At 72.0% G+C, this 18,926-nt stretch carries 1 protein-coding gene (only partly in view); it reads right to left on the reverse strand.

What is annotated here, in order from left to right; all coding sequences use genetic code 11:
- Positions 1–18,926, reverse strand: partial view of a non-ribosomal peptide synthase/polyketide synthase gene (locus tag QJS31_RS14575; protein WP_306356944.1) — the 3' portion only. 7,129 nt of this gene lie beyond the right edge of the window; only the last 18,926 of its 26,055 coding nucleotides appear in the window; its start codon lies beyond the right edge, outside the window; it ends in the stop codon at positions 1–3.

The raw sequence follows: 18,926 nt of genomic DNA on the forward strand, positions 1-18,926 counted from the left end.
CTAGCGCGGTCCGGCTTGCCTGCGGACCGCGTTGAGCACGCGGCTGATGTGCGCGAGGGCATCCGGTGCGGTCATGCGCCAGTGGGTGGCCTGCACGATGTGGTTGTGCACCACGCCGTCGATGGCGTCGGACCAGGTCGAGACACCCGAGGCGCCGCTCGGATCGTCGCCGGCGGCGGCGAAGTACAGCAGATCGCCCTTGAAGCGGCGGGGGCGGTGCTCGGCGATGAGGGTGAGCGAGCGCACGCCGCCGTCGATGATGCGCGCGATGCGGTCCACCCCCAGCGAGGAGAACGGTTCACCCAGTGCCGCGAGGCGTTCGGCCACGACGGCCGGTGCGGCGTCGTCGAGGTCGCCCGGCTCGGCGAGCAGTCCGCCGAGCACCTGGGCGACGGGAATGGTGGTCGGCTCGTCGGCGGCGACCGCCAGCGAGCTGTCCAACATGGCCAGGGTGGCGACGGACTGGCCCTGGTCCTGGAGCAGGACCGCGACCGCATGGGCCAGCACGCCGCCCAACGACCAGCCGAGCAGGTGGTAGGGGCCTTCCGGCTGGACGGCGCGAATCTCACGGGCGTACTCCGCCGCCCACGTGTCGATGGAATCGGGCAGGGGCGCAGCGGTGGACAGCGTCGGGGATTGCAGACCGTAGATGGGACGGTCGGCATCGAGATGGGCGGTCAGACCGGCGAAGGACCAGGCGATGCCGCCCGCGGGATGGATACAGAACAGCGGGGCACCGGTGCCGCTCGGGCGCAGCGGCAGGAGCACCGAGAAGGCCGAGTCCGGATCGAGGGCGTCGGGATGCGGATGGACAAGGCGGGCGGCCAGTTCGCCGGGGGTGGGTGCGGTGAACAGGACGGACACCGGAATGCGCTCGGCCAGGGCGTCGCTCAGCTCGGCGGCCAAGCGTACGGCGAGCAGGGAGTTGCCGCCGAGTTCGAAGAAGTTGTCGTCCAAGCCGATCCGCGCCGCGGGGAGCACCGCGGCAAAGGCAGCGCAGATCTGATTCTCCACATCCGTTCGCGGGCCCCGGTATTCGCGAGGGGTGAAGGTCGGGTCCGGCAGCGCTTCGCGGTCGAGCTTGCCGTTGACGGTGCGCGGGAGTTCGTCCAGGAGCACGAAGGCGGCCGGGACCATATAGGACGGCAGGGATGCCGCCAGCACCGACCGTACGCGTGGGATGTCCAGGGCGGGTTCCACATCCGGGCTGCGCGGCGGCGCCGGAACCACGTAGGCGACCAGGCGGTCGCCGGTGTGCGGGTCCGACTTCGCCAGCACCGCCGCCCGAGCCACCTCGGGCAGCGCCGCCAGCGCCGCCTCGATCTCGCCCGGTTCGATGCGGAAGCCGCGAATCTTCACCTGGAAGTCGGTGCGGCCGCGGTATTCCAGTTCGCCCTCGGCGGTCCACGCCGCCAGGTCGCCGGTGCGGTACATGCGCTCGCCCGGGGCGAACGGATTGGCCACGAAGCGATCCGCGGTGAGGTCGGGACGTGCGAAGTAGCCCCGGGCCAGCTGGTCTCCCGCGAGGTAGAGCTCACCCGGGACACCGGCCGGAACGGGCCGCAGGCGCGCGTCCAGGACGTAGACCCGGCTGTTCCACTCCGGGCGGCCGATGGGAACCGACAGCTCGTCGGCGGCGTTCACGCGGTGGCACGTGATCGACACCGCGGTTTCGGTGGGACCGTACAGGTTGAACAATCCCGTATCCGGATACCTCTGCCGAAAGCGTTGCGCCAGTTCGGGGTTCAGGGTCTCACCGATGGCGAGGACGCGGCGCAGGGTGTCCGGGAGGCCATCGGTGAGCAGGGCGTCGAGCAGGGCGGGGACGGTGTGCAGGGTGGTGACCGCCTCCCGCGCCATCAGCTCGCCGAGCGCGCGGGGGTCCCGGTGCGCGTCGGGTGCGGCGATGACCAGGCGACCGCCGCAGACAGTGGCCGACCAGAACTCCCAGACCGACAGATCGAAGGTGGCGGCCGTCTTCAGCACGACGGCGTCGGCGGCGTTCAGGCCGAATTCGGCTCGCTTCCAGAGCAACTGGTTGACCACCGCTCCGTGCGGCACCACCACGCCCTTCGGGCGGCCGGTGGAGCCGGAGGTGAAGATCACGTACGCGGTGTGGGCCGCCGACAGCGGCGCACGCCGGTCGACATCGGTGATCGGCTCGGCCGCCAGTGCTTCCAGCGCCGGATCGTCGATACGCACCAGCGGGGCGACCGCGGTGCGATAGGAAGCGTCGGTGAGCACGCAGACCGGCGCGGCCGTCTCGAGGATGTAGTCGGTCCGTTCGGCGGGCTGGTCTGGGTCCACCGGCACGTACGCACCACCGGCGACCGATACGGCGTACATGGCCACCACCAGATCGACCGAGCGCCGCAGCGCCAGCGCCACGCGTGTCTCGGGTCCGACGCCGAGCGAGATCAAGTGCCGCGCCAGGCGATTCACCCGCGCGCCGAGTTCGGCGTAGGTGAGCACCACGCGGCCGTGCGATGTCCACGCCACCACTGCGACGGCGTCCGGGTCGGCCGCCACGCTCGTGTCGAGCAGCGAAGCCAGCGTGGCTCGCTCCTCCACCGCGGCGGCGGTGTCGTTCCAGTGTTCGAGGATGTGGACCCGCTCCCGGGGCGCGAGCAGCTCCAGCTCACCCACCGGCGCGGTGGGCCGGGCGAGGATCTCGCCGAGCAGGCGCTGGAAACGGGAGGCGAGCCCGGCGACGGTGCCCTCGTCGAACAGCGCCGTCGCGTAGGTGACGGCCGCGTCCAGCCCGGCGGGCACGCCGTCGGCGTGATACCGGTCGGCGACCACCAGATGCAGGTCGAAACGCGATACCGCGGTGTCGTATCCGACCGGGCGCACGGTGAGCCCGTCGAGGGCGAATTCACCGCCGGTCGCATTGTTGAACGAGTACCCCACCTGGAACAGCGGATGGCGCGCGGTGGAGCGCACCGGGTTCAGCACTTCGACGAGCCGCTCGAAGGGCACGTCGGCATGGGAGAACGCGGCCAGGTCGGTGGCGCGCACCCGGTCCAACAGGGTGGTGAAGCGCACGGCCGGATCGATATCGGCCCGCAGCACCAGGGTGTTCACGAACATGCCGACCAGATCGTCGAGGGCGTCCGCCCCGCGTCCCGACACCGGCGTGCCCACCGCGACCGCCGAGTCGCCGGACAGGCGCGACAGCAGCAGCGCGAAGGCGGCGTGCACCACCATGAACAGCGTCGCGCCGCGCGCGCGTCCCAATTCCAGCAGCCGGGCGTGGGTTTCGGCGTCGATGGTGAATTCCACCTGCCGTCCGGCCGTGGAGACCACCGCCGGACGCGGCCGGTCGGTGGGCAGGGACAGCTGGTCGGGCAGACCGGCCAGGGTCTCGGTCCAGAACCGGAGTTGGCGAGCCGCGAGGGAGTGCGGGTCGTGCTCGACGCCGAGCCGGGTCCGCTGCCACACCGAGTAGTCGGCGTACTGCACCGGCAGCGGCGTCCACGCGGGCGCCGCACCGGCGCGGCGGGCGGCGTAGGCGGTCACCACGTCGCGGGCCAGCGGTGCGAGCGAGGCGCCGTCGGCGGCGATGTGATGCACCGACACCGCGAGCACGTGGTCGTCCTCGGCCACCGCGTAGAGCCGCGCCCGCACGGGGATCTCGGCGGTGACATCGAAGGGCGCGCCGACGAATTCGGTGACGGCGGCGGTGATACCGGCCGCCGCGAGAGGGATCGGGGTCAGGTCCGGCACGGGCGCCCGCTCGGCGGGCACGACCACCTGCACCGGTCCGGAATCGGTGAGCGGGTAGACCGTGCGCAGCGTTTCGTGGCGGGTCGTCACATCGGACAGCGCGGCGGTGAGGGCGGCGATGTCCAGGTCACCGGTGAGCCGGATGGCGAGCGGGATGTTGTAGGCCGCCGCGGCGGTGCCGTCGGCGGTGGCCGCACCGGCGGTGTCGAAACGGTTCAGGAACCACATGCGCTGTTGGGCCGGGGACAACGGCACCGGACCGTGATCGGTGCGCGGTGCGAGCACCGGTTCCACCGCCGCCGGACCGGCGTCGGTTACGGCCGCCGCCAGGGCGGCGACGGTGGAATGCTCGAAGACGGTCCGCATGGCCACGGGTGCGCCGAGGCGGGTGGACAGCCGGGCCGAGAGCTTCGCCGCACTCAGCGAATTGCCGCCGAGGGCGAAGAAATCGTCGTCGAGCCCGACGCGGTCGACGGCGCGGCCCAGCAGCTCGGCCATGGCCTCGGCGACGCTCCGTTGGCTCGAGGTGACCGGAGCCCGGTAGACCGCTTCCCGGAATACCGGTTCCGGCAGGGCTTTTCGATCCAGCTTGGCGGTCGGGGTGAGCGGGATGGCGTCGATGACCATGACGGCGGCGGGCACCATGTAGGCGATGAGTGAACGAGCCGCGAAGGCGCGCAGCGCATCCACGTCGACGGTGTGGCCGGGGGCGGGCACCACATAGGACACCAGGGCGGTCTCGCCGGTGGCGTCGCGGTGGCCGACGGTCACCGCGCTGTCGATCGCGGGGTGTGCGGTCAGCACCGTGTCGATCTCACCGAGCTCGATGCGCAGGCCGCGCACCTTCACCTGATCATCGGTGCGGCCCAGATACTCCAGCGTCGGAGCAGCCCCTCCGTCGACCACCGGCGAGGTCCAGCGCACCAGATCGCCGGTGCGATAGAGCCTTTCGCCGGGCGCGCCGTACGGATCGGCCACGAAGCGGCTCGCGGTGAGACCGTGCAGGCCGTGGTAGCCACGCGCCAGACCCGGTCCCCGCAGGTACATTTCGCCGGTCACCCCGTCAGGCACCGGCCGCAGCAGATGGTCGAGGACCACGGCCGACAGCCCGGCGGCCGGACCGCCGAGCACCACCGGATCGCCGGGGCGCAGCGGGGTGCTCATATGGGTGGTGATGGTGGCCTCGGTCGGGCCGTAGGAGTTGTACAACTCCCGATCCCGTCCCCAGCGCCGGAGCAGATCCGGGCCGAAGCCCTCGCCGCCCACCGCCAGGTGCCGCAGTCCCGTCAGCGTGTCCGCGTCGAGGGTGTGCAGCACCGACGGCGTGATGAGTGCGTGCGTAACCCGCTCGGCACGAATGAGTTCGGACATCTCCGCACCGCCGAAGACATCGGCGGGCGCGATGACCAGGGTGGCACCCACCGGCAGCGCCATGAGCACCTCCATGAGGGAGGCGTCGAAACTGGGCGAGGCTCGGTGCAGGACGCGGGCGGCGGCCGTGGTGGGGCAGCGCTCCAGGTGCAGGGCGGCCACACCGGTGAGACCGGCGTGGGTGACCACCACACCCTTGGGCCTTCCGGTGGACCCGGAGGTGTACATCATCCAGGCGGCATTGCCGACGGTCACCGGGCGCACCCGTTCGTCGTCGGTGACGGCCGCGCAGTCGTGGCGCCGCACTCGTCGCGCGGTCGCGTCGGCGTCCAGCACCAGCCATTCGACGCCCGCGGGCAGTGCGGCCGCCGCCGCGGCGACGGTGAGGCCGATCCGCGCGCCGGAGTCGGTGAGCATGTGGGTGATGCGCCCGGCCGGATAGGTGGGATCCACCGGCAGGAAGACCGCCCCGGCCTTCGCCACCGCCCACAGTGCCACCATGGAGTCGATCGACCGGGGAATGGCGACGGCGACGACGTCTTCCGCTCCGAGCCCGGCGTGGATGAGCAGTCGGGCCAGCCGGGACGAGCGCTCGTCGAGTTCCCGGTAGCTCAGTTCCCGTCCCGCGTACACCAGGGCGGTGGCCTCCGGGTCCAGCGCCACGGCCGCGACCATGATCTCGGCCAGGGTGCGCGGTGCGCTGGCGCGCGGACCGCGGCGGGCGAGAATCTCGGCGCGTTCGGCGGGGGCGAGAATCTCGATCTCACCGACCCGGCGGCGCGGGTCGGCGGTGACCGCGCCCAGCACCCGGCCGAAGCGGCGCAGCAGTTCGGCCGCCGTCGACGCGTCGTAGAGGTCGGTGGCGTAGGTCAGTTCCACCGGGAGGTGGCCGTCCGCGTCGAGCGTCTCCCCGATGGTGAAGGTGAGGTCGAATTTGGCGACGCTGTCATCGAAGTCGACGCCCTCCAGCACCAGTCCGGGCACCGCGTGTGTGCGCGAGTCCAGGTTCACATAGCTGAGGCTGACGGTGAACAGCGGATGCCGGGCCCGGGTGGGTTCGACGCCGAGGGCGTCCACCACCCGTTCGAACGGCACGGTGGCGTGGGCGAAGGCGGCCACGTCCACCGCGCGGGTCGCGGCGAGCAGTTCGGCGAAGGTGCGGTCCGGGCGGTCGATCCGGGTGCGCAGCGTGAGGGTGTTGACGAACATGCCGACCATGCCGTCCAGTGCGCTCGCGCCGCGCCCCGCCACCGGCGTGCCGACGGCGATGTCGTCGGTGCCCGACATGCGGGCCAGCAGTACCGACAGGGCGGCGTGCAACACCATGAACGGTGTCACACCGTGCCGCTTGGCGACGCCGTCCAGCCGGGCTCCGACACCGCCGCCGATCCGTCCGCGCACCACCGCGCCGCGGCGCGAGGACAGCGGTGGGCGGGGCCGGTCGGTGGGCAGCGGCAGTTCGTCCGGCAACCCGGCGAGGGTCTCGCGCCAGAACGTGAGCTCTTCCGCCGCAACGGTTTCCAGCACCCGGTGCTGCCACAGCGTGTAGTCGGCGTACTGCACCGGCAGCGGCGTCCAGGTCGGGCTGCCGCCGGAGCGGCGGGCGAGGTAGGCGGTGACGATATCGCGCAACAGCGGATTCATGGAGAAGCCGTCGGCGATGATGTGGTGCAGCACCACCACCAGCACGTGACTGTGCTCGGCCTCGCGCAGCAGCACCGCCCGCAACGGCACCTCGGTGGTGACATCGAAACCGGCGGCGGCGATCTCGGCCACCCGTGCGGCCACCGCACCGACGACCGGCTCCACCTCCGGCGACAGCGCGGTGTGCGGCGGCAAGACCACCTGATGGCCCTCGCCGTCGGCGTCGAGCGGGAAGACGGTGCGCAGCGCCTCGTGTCGGGCCACCACGTCGGCGAAGGCCGCGCGCATGGCGGCATGGTCGATTTCGCCGAGAATCCGCACCGCCGCGGGAATGTTGTAGGCCGGGGATTCGGGATCCAGCCGGTTCAGCAGCCACATCGGCTGCTGTGCCGGGGACAGCGGAATCCGGGCCGGACGCGGCCCGGCGGTCAGCGCGGGCAATGCGGGCGCGATGTCGTCCGCGACGAGACGGGCCGCCAGCGCGTGCACGACCGGGGCCTCGAAGAGGGTCGGCACCGGGACCCGACGCCCCAACCGCTCCCCCAGCCGGGCGGTGACCCGGGTGGCGATGAGCGAATTGCCGCCGAGTTCGAAGAAGTCGTCGTCCGCGCCGATGGGATCGGTCGAGTCGAGCGCCTCCGCGAACACCGCCGCGACCAGCTCCGCCAGCGGAGTTGCCGGAGCGCGGAACACACGAGCCTGGAACCGCGGTTCGGGCAGCGCCCGACGGTCGAGCTTTCCGGCCGGGGTGAGCGGCAGCGCATCGAGCACCATGATCGCGGACGGCACCATGTAGGGCGCGAGGCTGCGGGCCGCGTGGTCGCGCAGCTCCGTCACATACACCGAATTCCCTTCGGCAAGAACGACATACGACACCAGCACGGTCTGCCCGCGCTGATCCACGCGGCCGACGGTCACCACCCGCTCCACGGCCGGATGCGCGACGAGCACGGCGTCGATCTCGCCGAGCTCGACCCGGAATCCGCGAACCTTCACCTGGAAGTCGGTGCGCCCCAAGTACTCCAGCTCCCAGCTACCGGAGGCTCCGGGCATCCGGCGCACCAGATCGCCGGTGCGGTACATGCGTGAGCCGGGCGCACCCCACGGGTCGGCAACGAACCGACCGGCGCTGAGGCCGGGTGCGTCGTGGTAGCCGCGGGCGAGGCCCGGGCCGGACAGGTACAGTTCGCCCGCCACGCCCGGCGGCACCGGCGCGAGGCGCTCGTCCAAGACCCGCGCGGCCGTGCCCGGAATCGGTGCGCCGATGCCGACGCGCCGCCCCGGGGCCAGATCGGCATAGGTGGCGACAATGGTGGTCTCGGTGGGCCCGTAGGCGTTCAGGTAGGTGCGGCCCGGCTGCCACGCGGCCACCAGTTCGGCGGTGCTGACGTCACCGCCGACGTGCAGGACGCGCAGCCGGTCCAGTCCGGCGGGGTCCATGGTGGCCAGCACGCCGGGCGGGATGAGGGCATGGGTCACCCCGACGTCGCGGATGAACTCGGCGAGTTCGGGGCCGCCGTACACCGACGGCGGCGCGATCACCAGGGTCGCGCCGGTCGCGAAGGCGCACAGCCATTCGAGGACGAACGGGTCGGCGACGGGGATGCGGATCTGGAGCATCCGGTCCTCGGCGGTGAGCCCGTACCGCACCACGGCGTGATCGACCAGAGGGCGCAGACCCGCGTGAGTGACGGTGACGCCCTTGGGCTTTCCGGTGGAACCCGAGGTGTAGATCAGGTAGGCCGGATGGTCGACCCGCAGCGGGGACGGTCGGTCGGCATCGGTCAGGTCGGTGGCGGCGTGGCGGGCGCACTCGGCCACCACGGCGGGATCGTCGAGCAGCAGCCAGGGCAGGTCGGCGGGCAGCTCCGGCGCGAACTCGGCGAGGGTGACGCCGAGCACCGGTGCGGCGTCGGTGAGGACGTAGCGCACGCGGTCGGCGGCGTGGGCCGGGTCGACGGGGACGAACGCGCCGCCCGCCTTGGCCACGGCCAGTGCGGCGACCACGCCGTCGGCCGAGCGCGGGAAGGCCACCGCCACCCGCCGCTCCGGACCCACGCCCCGGGAGATCAGCAGCCGGGCCAGGCGATTGCTCACCTCGTGCAACTGCTGATAGGTGATCTCGCCGCCCTCGGCGCACACGGCGATCCGCTCGTAGCCGTGAATGCCGCCGCGGCCCGCGATCTCCGGCAGCAGTGCCGCACGGGTCGCGGCGGGCACGGCGGTGAACGCGGCGTGCTCGGCCGCCGAGAGCAGCGGCAGATCGCCCACCGCCGTCTCCGGATGCGCGGCGGCCGCCGCCAGCAGCCGCAGGAATCTGTCCACCAGGGTCGCGACCGTCTCGTCGTCGAAAAGGTCACGGGCGAAGGTGATCTCGCCGTCGATTCCGGCGGCCGCGCCCGCGGCCGCCACCCGGTCGCGCAGGGCCACCGACAGGTCGAATCTGGCGGTGTCGTCACCCGCGGCATCCAGGGTGGTCATGGTGACACCGGGCAGCTCGACGGTGGTCGCGGCGAAGTTCTGGAAGGTCAGCGCCACCTGGAACAACGGATGGCGACCGCCGGCGCGCGCCGGACGCACGGCCTCCACCAGCCGCTCGAACGGCAGGTCGGCATGGGCGAACGCCGCCATATCGGTATCGCGGACCGAGTCCAGCAGGGCGTGGAAGGTGACATCGCCGCGCACGTCGGTGCGCAGCACCAGGGTGTTGACGAACATGCCGACCAGGTCGTCCAGTGCCGCCTCGCCGCGGCCCGCCACGGGGGTGCCGATGGCGATGTCGGTGCTCGCGGACAGGCGGGCCAGCACCACGGCCAGCGCGGCATGCACCACCATGAAGAGGGTGGCGTTGTGCTCGCGCGCCAATTCCGCCAGTGCGCCGTGGGTTTCGGCGTCCACGGTGAAGGCGAACCGGCCCCCGCGGAAGGACGGCTTGGTGCCGCGCGGGCGGTCCGTGGGCAGCCGCAGTTCCTCCGGCAGTTCGGCCAACTGCCGCCGCCAGTACGAGAGTTGCCGTCCCGCCAGCGATTCGGGATCATCGTCCGGGCCGAGCAGGGCGCGCTGCCAGAGGGCGTAGTCGGCGTACTGCACCGGCAATGGCGTCCAGTCCGGAGCCGCGCCGCGGGTCCGGGCCGTGTAGGCGGTGACCAGGTCGCGGGCCAGCGGAGCCAGCGACCAGCCGTCGGCGGCGATGTGATGGACGACGAAGACCAGCACGTGGTCGTCGGCGGCCAGCCGCAGCAGCGACACCCGCAACGGCGGATCGGTGGTGACGTCGAAGCCGGGGGCCACGACGGCGGCGATGTCGTCGGCCAGGCGCGTAGGGGCGGTGTCGACAGGGACGAGGTCGATCGGGACCAGGTCGTCCGCCGCGGCATCCGGCGGTCGAATCCGCTGCACCGGACCGTTCGGGGTGTCGGGGTAGCTGGTGCGCAGCACCTCGTGCCGCGCCTCCACATCGGCCACGGCCGCTCCGAGCGCGGCGGTGTCGAGCGCACCGGACAGGCGCACCACCAGGGGGATGTTGTAGACGGCGGCGGTGGTCTCGAGTCGGTTCAGCAGCCAGATGCGCTGCTGGGCCGGGGACAGCGGAATCCGTTCCGGCCGCGGAGCCGGAGCCAGCGGCGCACGATCGCGGGCGGTGCCGGTCCGGGCGGCGGCGTACGCGGCCAGTGCCGCCACCGTGGGAGCCTCGAAGACCGCCCGCATCTCGATATCGGCCGCGAGCGCCGCCGAGAGCCGGGCCACCACGCGGGTGGCGATGAGCGAGTTGCCGCCGAGCTCGAAGAAGTCGTCGTCCAGGCCGATCCGATCGCGGCCGAGCACCTCGGCGAAAACCGCGGCCACCGTCTGCTCCGCCGCGGTGACGGGGGCGCGGTAGACCTCGGCGGCGAAGGACGGAGCGGGCAGCGCCCCGCGATCCAATTTGCCGGAGGCATTGAGCGGCAGCTCGTCCAGCACCACGATCGCGTTCGGCATCATGTACGCCGGAAGCCGCTGCGCCACCTCGGCTTTGACACGCTGCGGGTCGATGTCACCGGCCGCCGTGAGGTAGGCGACCAGCTGATCGCCGGTGCGCTGATCGCGGCGCACCACGACCACCGCCTGCGTGACGGCGTCCACCTCGCCCAGGGCGGCTTCGATCTCCCCGAGTTCGATGCGCAGACCGCGCAGCTTCACCTGGAAGTCGGTGCGTCCCAGGTATTCCAGCTCACCGTCGGCATTCCACCTCACCAGGTCACCGGTGCGGTACATGCGGGCGCCGTCGCCGAACGGGTTGGCCACGAACCGATCCGAGGTCAGATCGGGCCGCGCCACATAGGCGGTGGCGAGCTGGTCCCCGGCGAGGTACAGCTCGCCCGCGACACCCGCCGGGACCGGGCGCAGGCGGGCGTCCAGCACATACACCTGGGTGTTGAACACGGGAACACCGATCGGGACGGTATCGACGTCGGCGTCGGTGACCTCGTGATACGTGACGTCGACGGCAGCCTCGGTCGGACCGTACAGATTGTGCAGCCGGGCCCCGGTCAACTCCCGCAGCCGCTGCGCGGACCGGGACGGCAACGCCTCACCGGAAGCGAACACGTGTTTGATTTGCCCTCCGCTTCGCTCCGGGCGGGTGCTGTGTTTGATTGCCTCCGCTTCGCTCCGGCGGGTTCGCGGCGCTGGAAGTCCCGGTTCTTCCCTCCCTCCGCTCCCCCGCTGTGTTCGATTGCCTCCGCTTCGCTCCGGCGGGGTTCGCGGCGCTGAAAGTCCCGGTTCTTCCCTCCCTCCGCTCCCCCGCTTCGCTCCTCCGCTCCGCTCAGTCCAGAACCGGGACGCGCCGCGAACCACCGGGGCGTCGCCGTCAGTGACTGGGGCATTCCCGACAGTGGCTGGGGGGTTGATGTCGGTGGTGTCGAGGGCGGCTACGAAGACGGCGAGCATGGAGGGCACGAAGTGGGCGACGGTGATGGCTTCGCGGGCGATGAGTTCGGTCAGATAGGCCGGATCGCGGTGGCCGTCCGGCGCGGCCAGCACCAGGCGGGCGCCGATCTGCAAGGGCCAGAAGAACTCCCACACCGAGACGTCGAAGGTGGCCGGCGTCTTCTGCAGGACCACGTCGTCGGTGCCGATGCGGTACTCGTACTGCATCCACACCAGGCGGTTGACGATGGCGGCGTGCGAGACCGCGACACCCTTCGGACGACCGGTCGAACCGGAGGTGAAGATCACGTACGCGGTGTTGCCGGACCGCAGCGGGGCGCGGCGATCGGCATCGGTGACCGGAGCGTCGGCGTACACCGACAGGTCGAGGCTGTGTATATCTGCCCTCCGCTCCGCTCCGGGCGGGTTCGCGGCGCTGGAGGTCCCGGTTCTTCCCTCCTCCGCTCCTCCGCTTCGCTCCCCCGCTCCGTCAGTCCAGAACCGGGACGCGCCGCGAACCGACGGAGAGTCGCCGTCAGGGGCGACGGGGTCACCGTCGAGGTCGGTTCTTCCTGTGTTCGATTCGCCCTCCGCTGCGCTCCGGGCGGGGTTCGCGGCGCTGAAGGTCCCGGTTCTTCCCTCCTCCGCTCCTCCGCTTCGCTCCCCCGCTCCGTCAGTCCAGAACCGGGACGCGCCGCGAACCAACGGAGAGTCGCCGTCGGGGGCGGTGCGGTTGCTGTCGGGAGTCGTGCGGTTGCCGTCGGGACTGGTGGGGTTGCCGTTGGGGGAGGTGGGGGTGGAGGTGGTGAGAATGCATAGGGGCTGGGCGGTTTCCAGGATGTGCCGGGTGCGGTCGGCCGGGTGGTCGGGGTCGAGGGGGACGTATGCGCCGCCGGCCATGACGACCGCGTACATGGCGACTACCAGGTCGAGGGAGCGGCGCATGTCCAGGGCCACGAAGGTATCGGGGCCGACGCCCTCGGCGATCAGGAAGCGGGCGAGTCTTCGTGCCCTGGCGGCGAACTCGGCGTACGACAGGCTGGTGTTGCCGTAGGTCACGGCGATCGCGTCCGGCGTGCGCGCGACCTGGCCCTCGAAGAGCGAGGCCAGGGTCAGCGCCGCGTAGTCGGTGGGACCGGCCGTGAGCCCGACCGCGGTGGCATTGCGCTCGGACAGCAGGAGTTCGCGTTCCTCGGGGGCGAGCAGCTCGATATCGCCGACCCGCGCGGTGGCATCGGCGACGGCGGTGCGCAGCACCCGCTGGAAACGTTGCGCGAAGGCGGACACGGTGGCGGCGTCGAACAGGTCGGTGGCATAGCGCAGCGCCACCGACAGCGCCGTGCGGCCGTCCTCGGCGGCGATCTCGGTGCAGGCCAACGCGAGGTCGAATTGGGCCGCGGTGTTCTCGATCGGGAAGCCGGAGACCTCCAGGCCGGGCAGCCGCACGACGGTGTCGTCGCGGTGTTCGAAGGTGAGCAGCGCTTGCACGATCGGCGAATGCGCTTGGGAACGCACCGGATTCAACTCGTCCACCAGTCGCTCGAACGGCAGGTCGGCGTGCGCGAAGGCCCGCACGTCGGCCTCGCGGACGGTGGTGAGCAGCTGGGCGAAGGTGGCATCCGAGCGCACCGGAGTCCGCAGCACCAGGGTGTTGACAAACATGCCGACCAGGTCGTCCAGGGCCTGTTCGGAGCGTCCGGCGATCGGGGTGCCGATGGCGACGTCGTCGGTTCCGGCCAGGCGTGCCAGCACCACCGCGTAGGCGGCGTGCACCACCATGAAGGTCGAGACACCTTGGCGGCGCGCCAGTTCCGCGATCGCGGCGGTGGTGTCGGCGGACAGTTCGAACAGCAGCGCCGCGCCCCGGCCCGTCCACACCGGCGGTCGCGGGCGGTCGGTCGGCAGTTCCAGCACGGGGGCCAGCCCGGCGAGTTCGGTTCGCCAGTGGGCGATCTGGGCGGCCAGCGCCGAGGTGGGATCGTCGGCGTCGCCGAGGGCTTCCCGCTGCCACAGCGTGAAATCGGCGTACTGCACCGGCAGCGGCCGCCACGACGGACTCGACCCCTCGGCGCGGGCGGCGTAGGCCACCATGAGATCGCGGGCCAGCGGGCCGGTGGACACGCCATCGGCGGCGATGTGGTGGGTCACCACGACCAGTACGTGCTCGTCCGGGGCGGCGCGCAGCAGGGCGACGCGCACCGGCAGTTCGGTGCGCAGCTCGAAGCCGCGTCCCGCCACGGCCGCGACCGCGCTCGGCAGGTCCGCGGCGTCGACCGGCGTGAGGTCGGGCGCGGGCACCGCGGCGACGGGCAGGATGTCCTGCCGCGGGCCGTCGGCGTCCGCCGGAAACAGCGTGCGCAACGCCTCGTGCCGTGCCATGACATCGATGACGGCGGCGCGCAGGGCGTCGAGATCCAGGGTTCCGGTGAGCCGCAGGGCGGCGGGAATGTTGTAGAGCGGCGATCCCGGGTCCAGGCGGTTGAGCAGCCACATTCGAGTCTGCGCCAGGGACAGCGGGATTCGCTCCGGACGCGGCCGCGGCGTCAACGCCACCGCCTGGCGGTCGGAGCGGACGGCGCGCAGTGCCAATTCGGCCACGGTGGGCGCGTCGAAGACCTCGCGCACGCTCAGATCGCAGCCGAGCGCCGCGTTGGCGCGGGCCACCAGGCGCATGGCGAGCAGCGAATTGCCGCCGCGGCCGAAGAAGTCGTCGTCCGCACCGATGGGTCCGCTGGCCAGCAGATCCGCCACCAGGGCCGCCAGCACCGACTCCGCGCCTTCTCGGGGCGCGCGGAAAGCGGTGGCGGTGGCGGTGAACTCGACGGCGGGCAGCGCCTTGCGGTCGAGCTTGCCGACAGCGGTGCGCGGCATGTCGTCCAGTACCACCAGATGCGCGGGCACCATGTAACCGGGCAGCCGGTCGCGCAGCTGCTCCAGTACCGAATCCGCGGAAATACCCTCTCCGGCAATGTATCCGACCAGACATTCGGTGCCCGCCGTATCCTCCGCCAGCAGAACGGCGGCGTGGGCGACGCCCGGCGACGCCAGCAGCGCCGCCTCGATCTCACCGAGTTCGATGCGCTGGCCACGCAGCTTGACCTGGAAGTCGTTGCGGCCCAAGTACACCAGATCACCGTCCCGGTTCCAGCGCACCAGGTCGCCGGTCCGGTACATGCGGCTGCCGGGCACGCCGAAGGGGTCGGCGGTGAAGCGTTCCGCGGTGAGCGCGCCCCGCCCCTGATAGCCGCGGGCCAGCTGCGCCCCGGCCAGGTACAGTTCGCCGGTGACGCCGGTCGGCACCGGGCGCAGCCGGGTGTCCAGCACATAGGCGCGGGTGTTCCAGTTGGGTCGGCCGATCGGGACCTCGTAATCGGCGTCGGTCGTGCCGAATTCGTGGTAGACGGCGGAGATGGCCGCCTCGGTGGGTCCGTAGGCGTTGTGCACCGCGCCGCCGACATGTTCGCGCAGCAGGGTCAGCAGTTCGGCGGGCAGCGCCTCGCCGCCGGTGTGCAGATGGCGGAAGGAACGCAGCGCGTCGCCGTGTCCCTCGGCGATGAGCGCCGCCAGCACCGAGGGCACGTGTTCGGCGATGGTGACGCCGAAGTCGCGCATGAGCCCGGCCAGATAGTCGAGATCCTGATGGCCGCCCGGCCGCGGGATCAGCAGCGGCGCTCCGACGAGTGCGGGCAGGAAGCATTCCCACACCGAGACGTCGAAGGTGAGCGGCGCTCGCTGCATGATCCGGTCGTCGCGGGTGACCCCGTATCGGTCCGCGAGCCAGCGCAGCTGATTCATGATGGCGGCGTGGCTGGTCGCCACCCCCTTGGGCAGGCCGGTGGAGCCGGAGGTGAACAGCACGTAGGCGAGATTGTCGGGCCGCAGCGGGGTGCGGCGCTCGGCGTCGGTGATCGGCCCGGCGGCCGGTGCGGACGGCTCCGCCGCGGCGACGTCCAGGTAGCGCACTCCGTCGACCGGGGGCAGGTCGACTCCGCCGACGGTCAGCACCAGCGTGGTGTTCGCGGTGGCGAGGACGTGTGCGATGCGCTCGACCGGATGCTCCGGATCGACCGGCAGATAGGCCGCGCCCGCCTGCACGACGGCGTGCAGCGCGATCACCATGTCGAAGCAGCGGTGCGCGGTGACGCCGACGATGTCGTCCGGGCCGACACCCGCCGCGATCAGCCCACGCGCCAGCCGATTCGCCCGCGCGGCCAGCTCCGCGTAGGTGAGCGCATCACCCTCGAAGCGGAGGGCGACGGCGTCCGGATCGAGTTCGGCCCGCCGGTCGAGCAGGTCGGCGAGGGTTTCCCGGGGCAGCGGCCGGACGGTGGCATTGCGGTCGGACAGCAGCAGCCCCCGCTCGGCCACCGACAGCAGCTCCACATCGCCTGCCGCGCACCGCGGATCGGCGATCATGGCGCGCAGCACCCGTTCGAAGGCGGCGAGGACGTCGCGCGCCGTCGCCTCGTCGAACAGGTCGACGGCATAGTGCAGATGCACGTCGATGCCCGCGGGCGCGCCCGCGGCGTCGTAGCGGTCGGTGAGCGTCCAGTCCAGGTCGAACTGGATGGGGCGCACCCCCGCGTCGATGGCGGCGATGGCAAGGCGAGCCAGGCGGAACTCGGGCTGGCTGTGGTTCTGGAGGGTGAACCCGACCTGGTAGATCGGCGCATGCGCCTGGGAGCGCGCCGGATTCAGCACCTCGACCAGCTGCTCGAACGGCACCGCGGCGTGTTCGAAGGCGGCCAGATCGGTATCGCGCACCTGCGCCAGCAGTTCGGCGAGGGTAGCGTCGGGGCGGACATCGGTGCGCAGCACCAGGGTGTTGACGAACATGCCGACCAGGTCGTCGAGCGCCTCGTCGCCGCGACCGGCGACGGGCGTGCCGATGACGATGTCGCGGGTGCCCGAGAGCCGGGCCAGCAGCACGGCCAGCGCGGTGTGCAGCACCATGAACGGGGTGGCGCGGGCCGCAGTGGCGAATTCGACGGTGGCCGCGTGCAATTCGGCGTCCAGGCTGCCGTTCACCGCGCCGCCGCGGTTGGTCGCGACGGCCGGGCGGGGGCGGTCGGTGGGCAGGGCCAGCACCTCGGGCACGCCGCGGAGCCGGTTGCTCCAGTAGTCCAGCTGTCGGGCCAGCACCGAATCGGCGTCGTCGGCGCTGCCGAGCACCTCGCGCTGCCAGAGCGCGAAGTCCGCGTACTGCACGGGCAGGGGTGCGCTGTTGGGCGCGGTGTCGGCACAGCGCGCGACGTAGGCGTGGGCGAGGTCGCGGGTGAGCGGCGCGAAGGACCAGCCGTCGGCGGCGATGTGGTGGATGACGAACAGCAGCAGGTGGGTGGGCTCGTCGGCGTCGGCGAGCCGCAGCAGGCGAACACGCAACGGCACCTCGACGGTGACGTCGAAGGTGGTGCGCGCCAACGCCTCCACCAGATCGGGGAGCTCCGCGGTGGCGACCGGTTCCGCCACCAGGTCCACCAGGCGCGTGTCCGGCGGCAGGATCAACTGGGTGGCCTGGCCGTCGTACTCGGGGTACAGCGTGCGCAGGGTCTCGTGGCGGGCGATGAGATCGGCGACGGCGCTGCGCAGCGCGGAGACATTGAGCTGGCCGGTGAGGCGGAGGGCGAAGGGGATGTTGTAGCCGCCGCCACGGGCGTCGAAGCGGTTGAGGAACCACATGCGCTGCTGGGCGATCGACAGCGGGATGGTGTCGCCGCGGTGCCGGGCGGTGACCGGCGGCAGCGCCGCGGGTTCGGCGGTGGTCGGCTCGGCGGCGTCGATCCGGGCGGCCAGGGCGCGGACGGTGGCGTTGTCGAAGATGGTCCGCAACGGGATGGGGACGCCGGTGCGCTTGGCGAGCCGGGCCGCCAAGCGGGTGGCGATCAGCGAGTTGCCGCCCAGGGCGAAGAAGTCGTCATCCGCGCCGACCGGGGCGGTGAGTTCGAGGACGTCGGCGAAGACCGCGGCGACGAGGCATTCCGAACGTCCGGTGGGGGTGCGGAACTCGCGTTCCTCGGGGACGGGCGCGGGCAGTGCGGCGCGATCGAGTTTGCCGTTGGCGTTCAGCGGGAGCTCGTCGAGCAGGACGAAGGTCGACGGGACCATATAGGAGGGCAGCGACAGCGACAACGCCGCTGTCAGCGTGGCGGCATCCGGCGCGGACGCGGTGGGCGCGGCCCGGGTCACGTGCTGCTCGGGCTCCGCGCCGGGGATGCGCGGCCGCGCGTGCCCACCCCGCGCCCCTGACGCGGACCGCCCGCGCGCGGGGACGACGTAGGCGACCAGCCGATCGCCGGTCGGGTGGTCGTTGCGTACCGCGACCACCGCTCGGGCCACCGTCTCCTGGGCGGTGAGCGCGGCCTCGATCTCGCCGAGCTCGATGCGCAGTCCACGCAGTTTGACCTGGAAATCGCTGCGGCCCACATAGATCAGCTGGCCGTCCGGGTTCCAGCGCACCAGATCGCCGGTGCGGTACATGCGCTCGCCGACGTCGAAGGGGTTGGCCACGAAGCGATCCGCCGTCAGGTCGGCGCGGCCGAGGTAGCCGCGGGCGAGCTGGGCCCCCGCGAGGTACAGCTCGCCCACGAGCCCGGGGGCGACGGGCCGCAGCCGGGAATCCAGCACGTAGACACGGGCATTCCAGACCGGTCCGCCGATCGGGACCGGACCGTCCACTGCGGCGGGGACCGGCGCGGACGTGGCGTGCACGGTGAATTCGGTGGGGCCGTACAGGTTGTGCAGCGGGGTGGTGCCGATGCGGCGGAACGCGGCGACGATGTCGGCGGTCAACGCCTCACCCGCGACCAGCAGGGCGCGCACCGAGTCGGCCGCGCGCGGCGGGGCCGCCTCGGCGAAGGCCCGGAGCATGGACGGGACGAAGGAGGTGATGGTGACCCGCTCGGCCGCGATCACCTCGGCCAGGTAGCCGGGATCGCGGTGGCCGTCGGGCGCGGCCACGACCAGCCGGGCTCCGGTCGCCAAGGGGCCGAACAGTTCCCACACCGACACGTCGAAGGTGGCGGGGGTCTTGAGCAGCACGACATCGTGGATGCCGAGCCGGTACTCGGTGGTGATCCAGCGGATCTGGTTGAGGGCGGCGGCATGCGGGACGGCCACGCCCTTCGGACGTCCGGTCGACCCCGAGGTGAAGATGACGTAGGCGATGTGGTGCGGGCGCAGCGGGGCCAGCCGGTCCGCGTCGGTCAGCGGCGCGTCGTCGTAGCCGGTGGTGTCGAGTTCGTCGATCCGGATACGGGGCACACCGGCGACATCGGGGC

Origin of the sequence: Nocardia sp. CC213A (assembly GCF_030766805.1) — a bacterium.
GTDB classification, from domain to species: Bacteria; Actinomycetota; Actinomycetes; order Mycobacteriales; family Mycobacteriaceae; genus Nocardia; species Nocardia otitidiscaviarum.